The 13,331-nt window shown below is 56.9% G+C and carries 10 protein-coding genes; 3 read left to right on the top strand and 7 right to left on the bottom strand.

Going from position 1 to position 13,331, the window contains the following annotated elements; all coding sequences use genetic code 11:
- Positions 1 to 73: 73 nt before the first annotated feature.
- Positions 74 to 931 (bottom strand): transporter substrate-binding domain-containing protein, encoded by an 858-nt coding sequence (locus J7J49_RS11725; RefSeq protein ID WP_215092761.1) that lies wholly within the window; start codon positions 929 to 931, stop codon positions 74 to 76.
- 194 nt (positions 932 to 1,125) lie between these two features.
- On the opposite strand from J7J49_RS11725, the gene pdxR reads away from it, so the two are divergent.
- Entirely contained in the window at positions 1,126 to 2,613 is a 1,488-nt protein-coding gene (pdxR, locus tag J7J49_RS11730; protein WP_215092763.1) for a MocR-like pyridoxine biosynthesis transcription factor PdxR, read from the top strand.
- An 8-nt stretch (positions 2,614 to 2,621) separates the two neighbouring features.
- On the opposite strand, the gene J7J49_RS11735 is transcribed toward pdxR, so the two are convergent.
- Positions 2,622 to 3,971, bottom strand: coding sequence for an aspartate aminotransferase family protein (locus J7J49_RS11735; RefSeq protein ID WP_251048267.1), 1,350 nt, complete (start codon positions 3,969 to 3,971; stop codon positions 2,622 to 2,624).
- Positions 3,972 to 4,191: 220 nt separating this feature from the next.
- Here J7J49_RS11735 and J7J49_RS11740 point away from each other — a divergent pair, with 220 nt between their 5' ends.
- Complete coding sequence (locus J7J49_RS11740; RefSeq protein WP_215092767.1) at positions 4,192 to 4,953, top strand: SDR family NAD(P)-dependent oxidoreductase; 762 nt, start codon at positions 4,192 to 4,194, stop codon at positions 4,951 to 4,953.
- Here the strand turns inward: J7J49_RS11740 and J7J49_RS11745 are convergent.
- The 3 genes from J7J49_RS11745 to J7J49_RS11755 are packed head-to-tail and all read right to left on the bottom strand — an operon-like array spanning position 4,950 to position 10,152.
- Positions 4,950 to 5,888, bottom strand: a complete 939-nt coding sequence (locus J7J49_RS11745; protein ID WP_215092769.1) for a GGDEF domain-containing protein — start codon at positions 5,886 to 5,888, stop codon at positions 4,950 to 4,952. The two genes, J7J49_RS11740 and J7J49_RS11745, sit on opposite strands and share 4 nt — an antisense overlap.
- Before the next feature lie 42 nt (positions 5,889 to 5,930).
- Entirely contained in the window at positions 5,931 to 9,005 is a 3,075-nt protein-coding gene (locus J7J49_RS11750; protein ID WP_215092771.1) for an efflux RND transporter permease subunit, read from the bottom strand.
- A complete protein-coding gene (locus J7J49_RS11755) occupies positions 8,992 to 10,152 on the bottom strand; it encodes an efflux RND transporter periplasmic adaptor subunit (protein WP_215092774.1) in 1,161 nt (386 codons plus the stop codon). Before J7J49_RS11755 ends, J7J49_RS11750 begins: the two co-directional genes overlap by 14 nt.
- A 101-nt stretch (positions 10,153 to 10,253) precedes the next feature.
- Here J7J49_RS11755 and J7J49_RS11760 point away from each other — a divergent pair, with 101 nt between their 5' ends.
- Positions 10,254 to 10,922: a TetR/AcrR family transcriptional regulator gene (locus tag J7J49_RS11760; protein ID WP_215092776.1), complete on the top strand. Its 669-nt coding sequence runs from the start codon at positions 10,254 to 10,256 to the stop codon at positions 10,920 to 10,922.
- A 13-nt stretch (positions 10,923 to 10,935) separates the two neighbouring features.
- Here the strand turns inward: J7J49_RS11760 and J7J49_RS11765 are convergent, their stop codons facing one another.
- Together J7J49_RS11765 and J7J49_RS11770 are read right to left on the bottom strand one after the other, a co-directional pair.
- Positions 10,936 to 11,808: an NAD(P)-dependent oxidoreductase gene (locus tag J7J49_RS11765; protein ID WP_215092778.1), complete on the bottom strand. Its 873-nt coding sequence runs from the start codon at positions 11,806 to 11,808 to the stop codon at positions 10,936 to 10,938.
- Positions 11,809 to 11,836: 28 nt separating this feature from the next.
- Entirely contained in the window at positions 11,837 to 13,294 is a 1,458-nt protein-coding gene (locus J7J49_RS11770; protein WP_215092780.1) for an aldehyde dehydrogenase family protein, read from the bottom strand.
- Positions 13,295 to 13,331: the final 37 nt, after the last annotated feature.

Raw genomic sequence — 13,331 nt, forward strand, 5'->3', positions numbered from 1 at the left:
CTCACCCCCTGATTCGCTTGATTGGATAAGCCGCCCGGCTGGATGCGCACAGGCGGCTGGCGAAGGTGATGGCTTACATACCGGCCATTTCGTGGAACTCTTCTACGGAGGTGATCGGTGTTGTCGGCAGGTCGTCAAAGGACTCGCCAAACCATTTTTCCTGTAGCTCGGCCAAGCGGCCGGAATCGCGCAGGTGGCTCATAAAATCGGTGATATAGGCCAACAGTTCGGGACTATCTTTACGCATCGGCCAAGCCACATAGCCCGGGCCGGAGACGGCCTGGCCCGCTTCGAATACGTCTGGTCGCTCACTGATCAGGTCATTCACCGGCACGATGGAGTTGATAACGTAGTCAACACGGCCATTGGCGAGATCAGCGTAGATTTCTGGATAGGCTTCATACTGCATGACCTCGCCCAGTTCGCCACCGCTCTCTTCCAGCATGACTTCCAGCTCTGGCAGGCGCGACAGCAGTGCACTGCCCGCTTGAACGCCCAGCGTCATACCGCTTAAATCTGCAACGCTATTGATACGGTCATCACCCGCCCGCTTGATATAAAAGTGCTGGGCGGAGGCGAAAGGCGGTGCATAGTTGAACACCCGCAGCCGCTCATCGGTCACCGAAGCGCCAGTCAGTGCCATGTCGTACTGGCCCGACGACACCGACGCCAGCAGCCCTGTCCAGGGCAAAATATCCTGGCGGATTTCGAAGTCAGCGTACTCCTCCAGTTCAATCAAAATGTCTTTGATAAAGCCGTCCGGGTCGCTGCCACTCATAAAGTTAAACGGTGCGTAATTATCTTCGGTAGCCACGGTCATGTAGCCACGGCTCTCGATTTCTTCTAAATCTGCGGCTGCCGTAGTGAATGACATCCCTAAAGTAAGAACACCAACGCTTAGTGCGGTAGTTAAAGCAGCTATTTTTTTCATCTTTTTATATCCCTAGAGTGAACAATCATCGCTAACCAAACGGTTACAAGTTGGAAGTAACTTCACCCTAGTTTTTTATCCTCCTCCCGATTAGAGCCAGTTGGCTTAAATTAAAAGGACAGCTGGGCACCCTAAAACTGGCATGAAAGATGCTTGGCTTAAAGAGAGGGGGATAATCTAAAGAGGAGGAGTGCATGACTACGCTGTGTCTTGAGGTCGACCCTAACGCTGCCCCTTGCCTGCAAGAACAGCTGCGTAAAACGCTGTTAGAAGCCATTCGCACGGGCAGCTTACCCACCGAGGACGCGCTCCCCTCCTGCCGCAAGCTTTCCCAACAGCTGGGTATTTCGCGTAATACGGTAGCGATTGTTTACGAAAAGCTGGTCGAAGATGGCTATCTGGTTAGTCGCCCACGTAGCGGTTATTACTTACACCCTGATTATAATGAGCCTCAATCAGGACTAAATGCCTCTTTAACCGCAATGACGGAGAGCAGTAGCGCCTCAACCACTGCACCAAACTGGCACAAACGTATTTCCCAGCGCCCTACTAACTACCAAGGTATTCTCAAACCCGGCAATTGGTCGGAATATGCCTATCCGTTTATTTATGGCCAGTTAGATACGCGTCTGTTCCCGCTTGCCCAATGGCGCGATGTGTCCCGGCGTTTATTAAGCTCCCAGCGCGATAAACCGTGGCTGCGCGACCGCATTGATCAGGATGACCCTTTACTCATTGAGCAACTGCGTAAGCGTATTTTGCCGCGTCGAGGTATTTTTGCCCGACCGGAAGAGATACTGATCACCATGGGAACGCAAAATGCGCTCTATTTGATTGCGCAACTGCTTTGCCATCGGGGAACGAGCGTGGCCCTGGAGTCACCGGGTTACCGCGAGGCGATGAATGTATTTGCCCAGCGCGGCGCTAGCCTGCAGTTCCAAACCGTGGATGCAGACGGCATGTGCCTTGAGGGCTCTCAGCAGTGTGACTATCTGTATGTGATGCCCAGCCATCAGGTTCCCACGGGCGTGACCATGAGCCGTGAGAGACGCGAGGCGCTATTGGCCCAACTCCCCTACCGCGACCAAATCGTGATTGAGGATGACTACGACGCCGAGATTCACGGCGACCAGTTTGCGCTGCCCGCGCTTAAAGCCAGTGCCCAGAGTGCGCGGATTATCTATATGGGAAGCTTATCCAAAGCACTCTCACCTGGGCTGCGTATGGGTTACGTGGTCGCGGATGCAGAGTTGATTGACGAACTACGCGCACTGCGCCGCATGATGTACCGCCACCCACCTGCGGCGTTGCAGCATCAACTGGCGCAGTTTATTTCCCAAGGCTATTACGAGCGCTATCTCAAGCTGCATGTGGAAGAGATCGATCAGCGCCGCGATGCCATGCGCCTCGCCATTGAACAGGCCTTGCCTGGCTGCCGAAGCCATAGCAGCAATCGCTCCAGCGCCTTCTGGCTGGAAGCAGACGCCAGCATCGATACCCAGCGGTTGGCCTGGCATGCCGCTCAACGTGGTGTGTTGATTGAACCCGGCTTTCAACACTTCTTCGATGCCGCCCCGCCGCGGCGCTTTTTCCGCTTGGGGTTTGGCGCTATCGAACGGGAGCGTATTGACCCAGGCATACAGCGCCTGGGCCTCGCCTACGATAACGCTTTAAGTACTTAAGTAACTTATTAGCAGTTAGGTAACGCGTAACCTTCAAACACGCGTTCAAGAATTGCTAACCCCTCTTCCACCTCGGCCGCCGACACAATGCATGGCGGCACGACATGAATGCGGTTCTCGACGGTAAACACCAGCAAGCCCTGCTCCATCAATTGCTGCTTGAGCCTCAGCACTTCAGCCCCGGGCAGCGGCGTTTTGCGTACCGGGTCGCTGACCAGTTCCAGAGCGTGAAAAACGCCCAAGCCACGCCAGTCGCCGATCACCGCATGGCGCTCGGCAAGCTGCTGCAATCCTTCTGCTAACAAGCCGTTACCGATACTATCGGCATTTTCGACGATGCCCTCTTCGTCCATGGCGTCCAGGGTCGCGACTATCGCCGCCATGGCCAAGGGGTGGCCGGAATAGGTTAGACCGCCGACAAAAAAGTGATCATCGAAGTAGTGTGAAATAGATTCTGAAATAATCACCCCACCGGCAGGTACGTAGCCGGAGTTGACCCCTTTGGCGAACACAATCAAATCCGGCGCCATGTCGTAATGCTCAAAGGCAAACCAACGGCCCGTTCGGCCAAAACCAGCCATCACTTCATCGAGAATCAGCACGATACCGAACTCGTCGGCAAGTTGCCTAACGCCCTGCAGGTAGGCCTTGGGCGGTAATAGCACCCCTGCGGTACCGGGAATGGTTTCGAGCAGAATGGCGGCGACGGCGTTGGCACCTTCGCACTCAATCACCCGGCGTAGATGGGTTAACGCCCGCTCACACTCTTCATCTTCATCCCGCGCCCAGAACTCGCTGCGATAAAGGTAGGGGTTGAAGAAGTGGACGTGCCCGCTGGCATACTCGTTAGGTACGCGCCGCCAGTCACCGGTGGCGGCAATCGCTGAACCGGTGTTGCCGTGATAGGAACGGTAGGCGGAGAGTATTTTGCTTCGCCCGGTATACAGCCGAGCCATGCGAATGGCGTTTTCATTGGCATCCGCACCTGCATTGGTAAAAAACACCTTGCTAAAGCCTGCGGGGGCTTTGGCGATGATGCGCTTAGCCGCCTCCCCGCGGGCTAAATTGGCATGGGCCGGCGCGATGGTGCACAGGCTTGCCGCCTGGGCCTGAATCGCACTCACCACTTTAGGATGCTGATGGCCGATGTTGGTATTAACCAGCTGGCTACTAAAATCCAAATACGAATGTCCCGCATAGTCCCAAACGCGGCAACCTTCAGCGCCCGCGATAACCATGGGATCTAAACTGCCTTGCTGGGCCCAAGAATGGAACACATACTGGCGATCCAAGCCGTGTACATAGCGGTTATCCACATCTTGGGTGGGTGGATAAGAAGCAGCAATAGTGGCATTCATGGCAGGCACCCTGTTTAATCCATTAGCAAATAGTGTGCTTGCCAGCCTAGTGAGTTTGATCCTTGAGGCTGTAGGGCCAGTCGCAACGCATCAACGGGACAGACAATGTCACATCGGCTGTTGTTAACTGGCCCTAATGGCTTGGGCCAACGTTGCTTACAGTGAAACAATCATGGGCAATGTCGCCCTATTAAGCATTAACTAACATGGAGATAGTGCAATGCCTAGCGTACTTATCACGGGAGCTACTTCGGGGTTTGGTAAAGCGGCAGCGCAGCGCTTTGCCAAAGCAGGTTGGTCGTTAATTCTAACGGGCCGTCGTGAAGAGCGCCTAAAAGCACTAGAGGAAGAGCTTTCCAAACAAGTGCCTGTGCTAACGCTGGCGCTTGATGTACGCGATAGCGAAGCAGTCACAAGTGCTATCAGCAACCTGCCAGAAGAATTTTTACCGCTGACTTGCTTGATCAACAATGCGGGCTTAGCCCTGGCGCCGGAACCGGCACAAAAGGTGGCGCTGGAAGATTGGCACACCATGATCGATACCAATATCACGGGCTTGGTCAACGTGACTCACGCGGCGCTGCCACTGCTACTTAAAACCGGCAAAGGAGCGAGTATTCTTAATCTTGGCTCGGTGGCGGGGCAGTGGCCGTACCCGGGCGGGCATGTGTATGGCGCCTCCAAAGCCTTTGTGCAGCAATTCAGCTATAACCTACGCTGCGACCTGTTAGGTACCGGTGTGCGCGTCACCGATCTTGCACCCGGCATGGCGGAAACCGAGTTCACACTGGTTAGAACCAAAGGCAACCAGGCCGCCTCTGATGCGCTTTACCGCGGCACCACGCCACTCCAGGCGGAAGATATTGCCGAGCAACTTTACTACTTGGCGACCCTGCCCGACCATATCAACATCAACCGTTTAGAAATTATGACCGTTCGTCAGGCGTGGTCACCGTTCGCCATTGATCGCGACCAAGATTAAGCTTGCTTAACAGAGGGTAATAAACCACCCGTTGAAACTTGATCGCGCCCTTCCTCTTTCGCGAGGTAAAGGGCGTTATCCACTCGCTTCATGACGTTTTTAATCGATTCTTGCGAATAAACCTCCACAACACCAAAACTGGCCGTAACACCGCCTTGAATAGGAAAATCGGTATGTTTAATGGCGGCACGCACTTTTTCTGCTAGCCGCACTGCCTGCTCAAGGGAGGTTTCAGGGGCTAGTAACATAAACTCTTCACCCCCCCAGCGTGCGCAACAATCCGCTTTACGTAGATTGCGCTTAAGCAAATGGGCAAGCTCGACCAGCACTTGGTCACCGACATCGTGGCCATAGCTATCGTTAATGTTTTTAAAGAAATCGATATCCAGCATGATTAAAGCGAGTGGTCGAGCGTAGCGGGATTGGCGGTTGACTTCGCTTTTCAGTACCGCATCAAACTGAGACCTGTTAACTAGCCCCGTTAACATATCGGTGGTTGCTAGCCGTTCAAGCTGCGCCTCTTTCTCCATCTGCTTGGTCACATCGCGCTGGGTTAACACTAGTGTAATGCTGTCATTATGACGCACGCCCATCGCCGTGATTCGCCATTCAACATATCGACGCGACCCATCGTGACGGCGGTTTACCTCCAGCCCACCAATGCCTTCGAAAAAAGTTTCCGCATTATTGAGTAAGGGATTCAACGCATCGTGCAGTTGGTCAAAAATTTGCCGGTTGGCTGCCTCTTGCTGAACGATAATGGGCGACGCACCCAGCCAGTCTTCACGACTGCCACCCCATAACCGCTGATAATCCGTATTGACGTCGACAATATGAGCCCCAGGTGAGCTTCCTTGAACGCTAAGAATTGCCACCGCATGGCCTGGCTCCTCACCATCGGCGTCCTGCCCCGGTCTCGCATAGTGCTGAAACATGCTATTTACTCATCCTTGTAAAATAGTCGTGATGTCATGGTGTTAAACGTCAGCAGATCTCGATATCCACAGCCGATAAAGCGCTGGCGTAAAGAAGAACGATACTAGCGTCGCTAAGAGTAGACCAAAACCAACCGTTTGCGCGAATGGTGGCCAAAGACCGCCGGAAGCCACCATTAGCGGTATTAAACCAGCAAAGGTAGTGATCGTGGTCGAAACGATATGTCGGCTGGTGGGGCCACTGATCACCGCCAGCATGGCGTCAATGTCGCCTCGGCGGGCGGCTTCATCGTCATCCAAGGCGGCAATAATGATAATGGTGGCATTAATCGCTACCCCCACCAAGCCCATAATACCAACGATAATCACAAAGCCAAACGCATGCCCGCTGAGTAGCAGCGCGACAATGCCCATCCCCATTGCCTGGGCTCCGGCTATAAAGACGATGGCGGCCCGCCGGAAGGAGTTAAAGGCCAACACCACGGTGGCTACCATGGCGATGACTAGCAACACCACCGAAGCAAGCAGCTGGCCCACGGCTTCATCACGCTCGGCAGCTTCACCACCGGTTTCAATACGGTAGCCCCGTGGCAATTGAAACGCCCCCGAGTCCAACGCCGCCTGAAGCTTGCCATCTAGTTGAGCCATAGAGACCGCTGGCAAAGCGTCAGCCACCAGGTACCCTTGCACCAACTGAACCCGTTCCGCGTTACGGCGGGTAATCACACTCCAGGCAGGCATGAGCGACACCTCCGCCACCGCCGCCAGTGGCAGGCCCTCCGCTAATTGGTCGCTGACCAAGCGCAGCGCCGCCAACTGCTCGGCGTTAGTGCGCCACTCATCGGCGTAGCGTACCCGCACCGGCAGTTGCTGAGTATCCTCCAGCAGCATGCCTGCCGATTGTCCCGAGAGCGCGGCACCCACTTGTTCCGCTAACCGCTGCGGCGTCAGCCCAACATCACTCAATGCAGTATGGTCGATATCCAGGGTTAACCTGGGCAAATCACGCTGCATGCCCGCCCGCACATGGGTGACTTGCGGCAGTTCGTGCATGAGCCCCGCCAACTCAAGCCCCAGCGATGACAGCACCGCTAGATCATCGCCATAGACACGAAGTTCAATTGGGGCTTTAAACGGGGGCCCCTGTTCATACTTGCGCACTACGCTTTGTGCCTGGGGGAACCGCTGATCAAGCGCCTGCTGCAGGGCGGGTACTCGTTGATTAGTGGCCTGCAAAGATGTTGTGTCTACTACCAGGTGCAAAAACGCCGGGTTGTTATCCTCATTGGTAAGCACGTTGTAGTACATCATCGGCGCGCTTTCACCGACAAACGCCGAGACGCGGGTGATGCCCGGCAGCTCACGAATCATCGCCTCGACCTCATGGGCCAGGGCTTCGCTGTTGGCCATACTGCTGGCAGGAGGCAAGCGCACCTCTATATGAAACTGATCGCGGTCTGCGGGTGGGAAAAACGCCACGTCCAGTGTAGGCATCAGCGCCATGCCACCCACCGGCACGCACAAGGTAATGATCATCGCGGCCCAAGGATGACGCAGCGCGCTACGTACCGTTCGGCGAAAACCGCGCTTAACCCTATAGCTGATGCCGCTTTCGGTTGGCGCTGGAGGTTTGTCAGCAACCTTGGCTAACAGCATGGGTGACAGTGCTGGCACCAGCAGCAACGAGACCAGATAAGAGCTTACCAGCGCAACCATCACCGCCATGGCCAAGGGGCCTACGAACTCCCCCGCAGGGCCTGGCATCAACACAATCGGCATAAACGCCAGAATGGTGGTTAAGGTACTGGCCAGCAGCGGCACGGCTAAGTGGCGCAGTGTGTCCCGGGTAGCGGCCAGCGCTGAATCGCCTTTCAAAAAACGCTCGCGCAGGGCGTTGGTCATCACAATGGCGTTATCGACCATCAACCCCAGGGCCACAATAATGCCGGTAATGCTCATCTGGTGGATATCGATACCCAGCGGTTTGAAGAACGCCAGGGTCAGCAGAGCCGTGGCGGGAATCGCCAGTCCCACTGTCACCGCCGAGCGCCAGCCCATGGTAAGGAACAAGATCGCCACCACCAGCACCAGCCCTATCAATAGGCTAACTGCCACGTCACTCAAACGCTGATTGGTGTAACTGGCTTGCTCGAAGACTTCTTCAACCGCGATACCAATCGGTAGCTCGTCGGCAAACGCCGACAACTGCTGCTGGGCTTGTTCCACCCAGCGATCAATTCGCTGGCCGGGCGCCATACGTGCGCCGACAAACACCGCACGCTCGCCGTTTAGCAGTGCCACCGCAGCTGGGGGGTCTTGTACGCCGCGGCGTAGTTCAGCCAACTCGCCAAGCCTGACGGTTTGCCCCTGGCGAGTCGCCACTTCTATATCGCGCAGCCTATCAAGCGCATCGAACTCACCGCTTAGCCCCACCGTTAGCCGGTGGCCGTCGGTAACCACTTCACCAGCGGTACGCCGACCGTCGCTTGCCTCAATGGTGGCTGCTAACTGCCCAACCGAGAGCCCCAAGGCGTTCAGCTCAAGCGGGTTAACGCTCACCTCTACCTGCTCCCCCGCCACGCCGAAACGGTGGGTATACTCCGTGCCAGGGACGTTTCGAAACGCTGCTTCCAAACGCTCGGCGTAGCGCTCCATCAGTTGGGGATTGGGTGGGGCGTCCAATGTCCAGCGCAGCGCGGCCACGATGCTAAACGCGTAGCCCCGGTCATCCAGTAGCTCTGGCGTTTGCACGCCATCAGGCAGTGTAGGCGCAACGTCGGCCAGCTTGTCACGCACGCGACTCCACACCGGCGTTACGTTAGTCACCGCGTCCTCGAGCTCAAGGCTAATCACCGCAATGCCTTGGCGTGAGGTGGATTCCAGCACGTTAATTTCGGCGATGGTGCGTAGCTCATCCTCAATGGGGCGCGCCACCAAGGCTTCGACCTGTTCTGGGGTGGCACCCGGAAAAGTCGCTAATACGGTCGCCATGCGCGCTACCAAGTGAGGATCCTCCGCACGTGGCAAGGTTTGAATGGCCGACAGCCCGGCGACCACAAGAAGGCCCAGCGCGAGCGCTAACAGTCGTCGGTTAAATAACCACTCAAGGCGCTTCATTGGCCACTTCCTCGCTCAACGTGACCTGCTGCCCTGGGGTAATCCGGTGGGTGCCGCTGGTAATCAGCCGCATACCCGGCGCTAGCGTACCGCGCACAAAGGCTTGCTCGCCTTCGCTGTGCAGCAGTTCCACGCTGGCCTGGGCCACACGGTAGTGATCATTTTCTAGCGGCTCGGCCACCAATACGTTCCATAGGCCGCGTTCAGCGGCTTGCAGGGAATCCAAAGGCACCCAGTAGCCGCTTGCGGGCTCGGTGATCGTGTAGCGCAGTTCTGCCAAATCGCCGGGCACGGCGCTGCCGGGCTCACCCAGCGATACCACCAGCGTCTGGGTACGGCTGTCGCTGTCAACCTGGGGCAGCCGGGCACGCACCTCTGCGTGGATCGACTCGCCATTGACACTCAGTTCAACGGCCTCGCCTGGGGTAAACGTGGCAGCTAGCGCGGCAGGTAGGCCAAGATGCGCTTCTAACTGCTCGATATCGATAAGATCGAAAGCCGACGTGCCGCTACTCACCAGACTGCCGACACTGACATGGCGCTCGATCACCCGTCCGGTAAAGGGCGCTTGTAATGTGCTGTCATCTAAATCGGCGGTCAGGCTATCGCGCTCGGCAGCCAGCGCCGCAAGTTGAGCCTGAAGGGTTAGCCGATCGGTACGGGCCTGATCCAGTGCGGTACGGCTGGCAAAGTTATTCTGGTTTAGCTGCGCCTCACGCTCCTCCTGTCGCTGGGCAAGGGCGAGGCTGGCACGGGCTTCTTCACTGCGCGCGGCGACCTCCGCCAAGCGGCTCTCTAATCGGCGGGTATCCAGCGTGGCCAGCACATCCCCTTGCTCAACCGCATCGCCTCTGTCGGCGGACACAGCAGTGACCCGCCCCGCGGGTTCGAACGCCAGTGATACTGACTGGCGCGCCACCACACGCCCGGTTAAGCGCACCTCCCGCTGCAGCTGTTCAGACTGTTCCAGGGCTTCGGTCGCCACCTGCAGTAGGGCGTTATCAGCGCCTTGCTGGCGGGCCTGCTGAGCACTGCTGCGCTGGCTGGTCAGGAAAAACACCGCCACCAGTGTGACACCTATCATCAGCAGCGCCGCCAACGTGCCGCGTAGTCGGTGGCGCCAAGAAGACGCTAATAACCTAACCATAATGGCCTCGAAATGGTTTATTCTTGAACGATACCGTCCACTATAATACCTGTACGCGTACGTTCAATATTTATTTACTCGATGGGCACGGATTGCACTGGATGACAGATTCTCAACATACATCGCCGGAACCAACACGCCGCGCTGGCCGACCTAAAGATATGGCTAAACGGAATGCCATGATGGATGCGGCGACAAGCCTGTTTTTTCGCCATGGCTTAGAGGGGGTAACGATGGAAGCCGTTGCCCGAGAAGCGGGGGTTTCCAAAGTCACCGTGTACGGCCATTTTGTAACCAAAGAGGCCCTGTTTGGCAGTGTGATCCGGCGTGAAACCACCATCATCCGCCGCGGGTTGGATAAACTGCCCGACACCCACAGGGCGGTGCGCCAATCGCTGATCGAGGTCGGTTTAAGCCTGGTGCGCTTTTTATTAGAGCCCCATGTGCTGGCGGTTGAACGGGTAATGACCGCCCAGGGCGAGCAGTACCCGGAGCTGCTACGGGCGTATTTCGAGGCAGGCCCCTGGGCCACTAAACAGTGGCTTCAGGAGAAATTGGAGGGGTTAGCCAACAGCGGGCACTTAACGCTTACCGCACCTCAATCTGCCGCCGACCAACTGTGCAGCATGTGGCAGGGCACGCTGGTCACAGAAGTCCGCATGGGCGTGCGTCCGCCGCCCAGCGATGAAGAGCTTCACCGCCAAATCAGCAGCGCCGTGGATGTGTTTTTGGCGGCGTATGGGAAACCCAGCCGAGATAACAACGGTTGAGCCATTCTCTATCTTAACGCCGCTCAAGCACACCGATTAGCGCGGGTATTGGAAGGCTTTGATCTTCAACCGATGTATACAGGTTGCGAACGGCTTCAGCGATACCTCCCTCTACGGCGAGATCTTCGGTCATCGTGTGGTAGTAACCCAGGTCTTTGCTGGCATTGGCAACGCTAAACTTAAAGCCTGAAGGATCGTTTTCAGCAATATAGGGACGCAGGCGTTCTAACACTACCCCTCCGCCGCCACCGGCCCCCAGCACTTCTAACAAGGCGGTATCGCTAATGCCTGCTTTGCGAGATGCCGCCGTGGCCTCGGCCAAGACCGCCGAAAACCCCAGCGAAACAAAGTTATGCAGCAGTTTTAGCGTGTGGCCCGCGCCCACATCGCCCGCATGGGCAATATTTTCGGCAAAGCCTTGTAGTAGCGGCAGCGTTTCATTAAACAGCGCCTTCGGTGCGCCGACGATCAAGTTGAGCCGCCCTTCCGCCGCTTCTTTGGGCGTGCGCGTCATGGCCGCGTCCATAAAGCGCCCGCCCGCTACGGTGACTCTGGTAGCCACTTTTTCAGTTGAGCTGGGCAATGCTGTAGAGCAGTCCACTACCACACCACCTGCCTTTAACCCTTCCAATACGCCGTTGGGTTCAAACAGCACGGCCTCTACCTGGGGTGAGCCGGTGACGCACAGAATCACCACCTCAGCGTTTTGCGCTACTTCTCGCCCCGAACTTAGCATGGTGGCACCGGCTTCCAGCAAGTCATCCACCGGCTGATTGCCTGGGTGCTCAAGAAAGCTGATCTGATGGCCTGCGCGGAGCAGACTGCTGGCAATCCCATGGCCCATTAGGCCCACACCGACGATGCCTACCTGGCGTGATGTTGTCATTGTTATCTCCTTACAAGTGAAGCACTCGTTAATGTTTAATCGCTACAGTTTTAATCCGTGTGTAGCTACGCAGCCCTTCAAAGCCCTTCTCACGACCATGACCGGAGCGGCCAACGCCACCGAAAGGTAACTCAACACCACCGGCGGCGCCGTAGTTGTTAATAAATACCTGGCCACTGCGAATACCTTTGGCTAGGCGTAGCTGACGCCCGCCATCCCGCGTCCAGACACCTGCACATAGACCAAAATCAGTGGCATTGGCGAGGGCAAGCGCTTCGGCCTCATCATCAAACACCTGCACTACTAGCACCGGACCAAATAGCTCTTCGCGCAGCACTTCATGGCCTTCAGGAATATCGATCAACAGCTGGGGCAACACAAAATGACCGCCCGCCGGTGCGCTTGGCGCTAACTGGCCTTTTGCCGCCACGCGGATACCATCGGCTTCGGCGGCCGTCAGGCGCGCTTCCAGCTTGGCTTTTTGACGCGCATTGATCAGCGGGCCACAGTCCGCATCCGCTTCCCCCGCATCACAGCGCAGAGCGGCGAAGCGCTCGCAAAGATTCGCTACCACGCTATCGGCGATGTCACGCTGAACCAGCAGGCGGCTGCCCGCTGAACAGGTCTGCCCGGCGTTCTGAATAATCCCACGCACCACCGCTGGCAGCGCAGCGTCGAGATCCGCATCGGCAAATACAAGCTGAGGCGATTTGCCTCCCAACTCCAACGTCACCGGCACATGGTGCTGCGCGGCGGCTTGGGCAACATGGGTGCCCGTTTCTGGCGAGCCGGTAAACGAGAGATGGTCAATGTTGGGATGGGCAGCAAGCGCGGCGCCTGCTTCATAGCCAAGCCCAGGCACCACATTAAGTGCCCCGGCAGGCAGGCCATGAGCCACGGCCAGCTCTGCCAAACGCAGCACGCTCAAACAGGCATCTTCGGCGGGTTTTAGCACGATGGTATTGCCTGCCGCTAATGCCGCTGCCACACAGCGGCCAAATATCTGGGAAGGATAATTCCAGGGAATAATTTGCGCGCATACGCCGTAGGGTTCGCGCAGTGTCATCACAGCGAAGTCGTTTTCGAAGGGAATGGTCTCACCGTGGAGCTTATCCGCCGCCCCGCCATAAAAGCGAAAATAGCGTGCGCAGGCGGCAATATCACCCTTGGCCTGGGTCATCGGCTTACCGGTATCACCACACTCAAGCTGTGCCAGCTGTTCGTGGTGCGCTTCGATCACATCGGCAAAGCGCAGCAGCCATTCGCTGCGCTGCCGGGCAGACCATCGGGCCCATTCACCTAACTGACCGGCAAATGCATGCCGTGCTGCCTTTACCGCGGCATCAACGTCTTCAGTCTGGCTGCGCGCAATACGCGCCAGGGGTTCTCCCGTGGCAGGCGCCTCTATCTGTAGGGTAGCGGCCGTTTCTAGCCACTCACCACCGATCAGTGCTTGCTGCGGTGGCAAGGCCATTGAATACGACATTTAACGCTCCTTTTATTGTCATTGTTGGGTTCACTTA

It is taken from the genome of Halomonas sp. ISL-56, assembly GCF_018612805.1.
GTDB lineage: Bacteria > Pseudomonadota > Gammaproteobacteria > Pseudomonadales > Halomonadaceae > Vreelandella.

Coding starts and splice junctions, on each gene's coding strand:
- J7J49_RS11735 (WP_251048267.1), bottom strand. CDS start 3,971: ATGAATGCCACTATTGCTGCTTCTTATCCACCCACCCAAGATGTGGAT.
- J7J49_RS11750 (WP_215092771.1), bottom strand. CDS start 9,005: ATGAAGCGCCTTGAGTGGTTATTTAACCGACGACTGTTAGCGCTCGCG.
- J7J49_RS11725 (WP_215092761.1), bottom strand. CDS start 931: ATGAAAAAAATAGCTGCTTTAACTACCGCACTAAGCGTTGGTGTTCTT.
- J7J49_RS11760 (WP_215092776.1), top strand. CDS start 10,254: ATGACAGATTCTCAACATACATCGCCGGAACCAACACGCCGCGCTGGC.
- J7J49_RS11765 (WP_215092778.1), bottom strand. CDS start 11,808: ATGACAACATCACGCCAGGTAGGCATCGTCGGTGTGGGCCTAATGGGC.
- J7J49_RS11745 (WP_215092769.1), bottom strand. CDS start 5,888: ATGTTTCAGCACTATGCGAGACCGGGGCAGGACGCCGATGGTGAGGAG.
- pdxR (WP_215092763.1), top strand. CDS start 1,126: ATGACTACGCTGTGTCTTGAGGTCGACCCTAACGCTGCCCCTTGCCTG.
- J7J49_RS11740 (WP_215092767.1), top strand. CDS start 4,192: ATGCCTAGCGTACTTATCACGGGAGCTACTTCGGGGTTTGGTAAAGCG.
- J7J49_RS11755 (WP_215092774.1), bottom strand. CDS start 10,152: ATGGTTAGGTTATTAGCGTCTTCTTGGCGCCACCGACTACGCGGCACG.
- J7J49_RS11770 (WP_215092780.1), bottom strand. CDS start 13,294: ATGTCGTATTCAATGGCCTTGCCACCGCAGCAAGCACTGATCGGTGGT.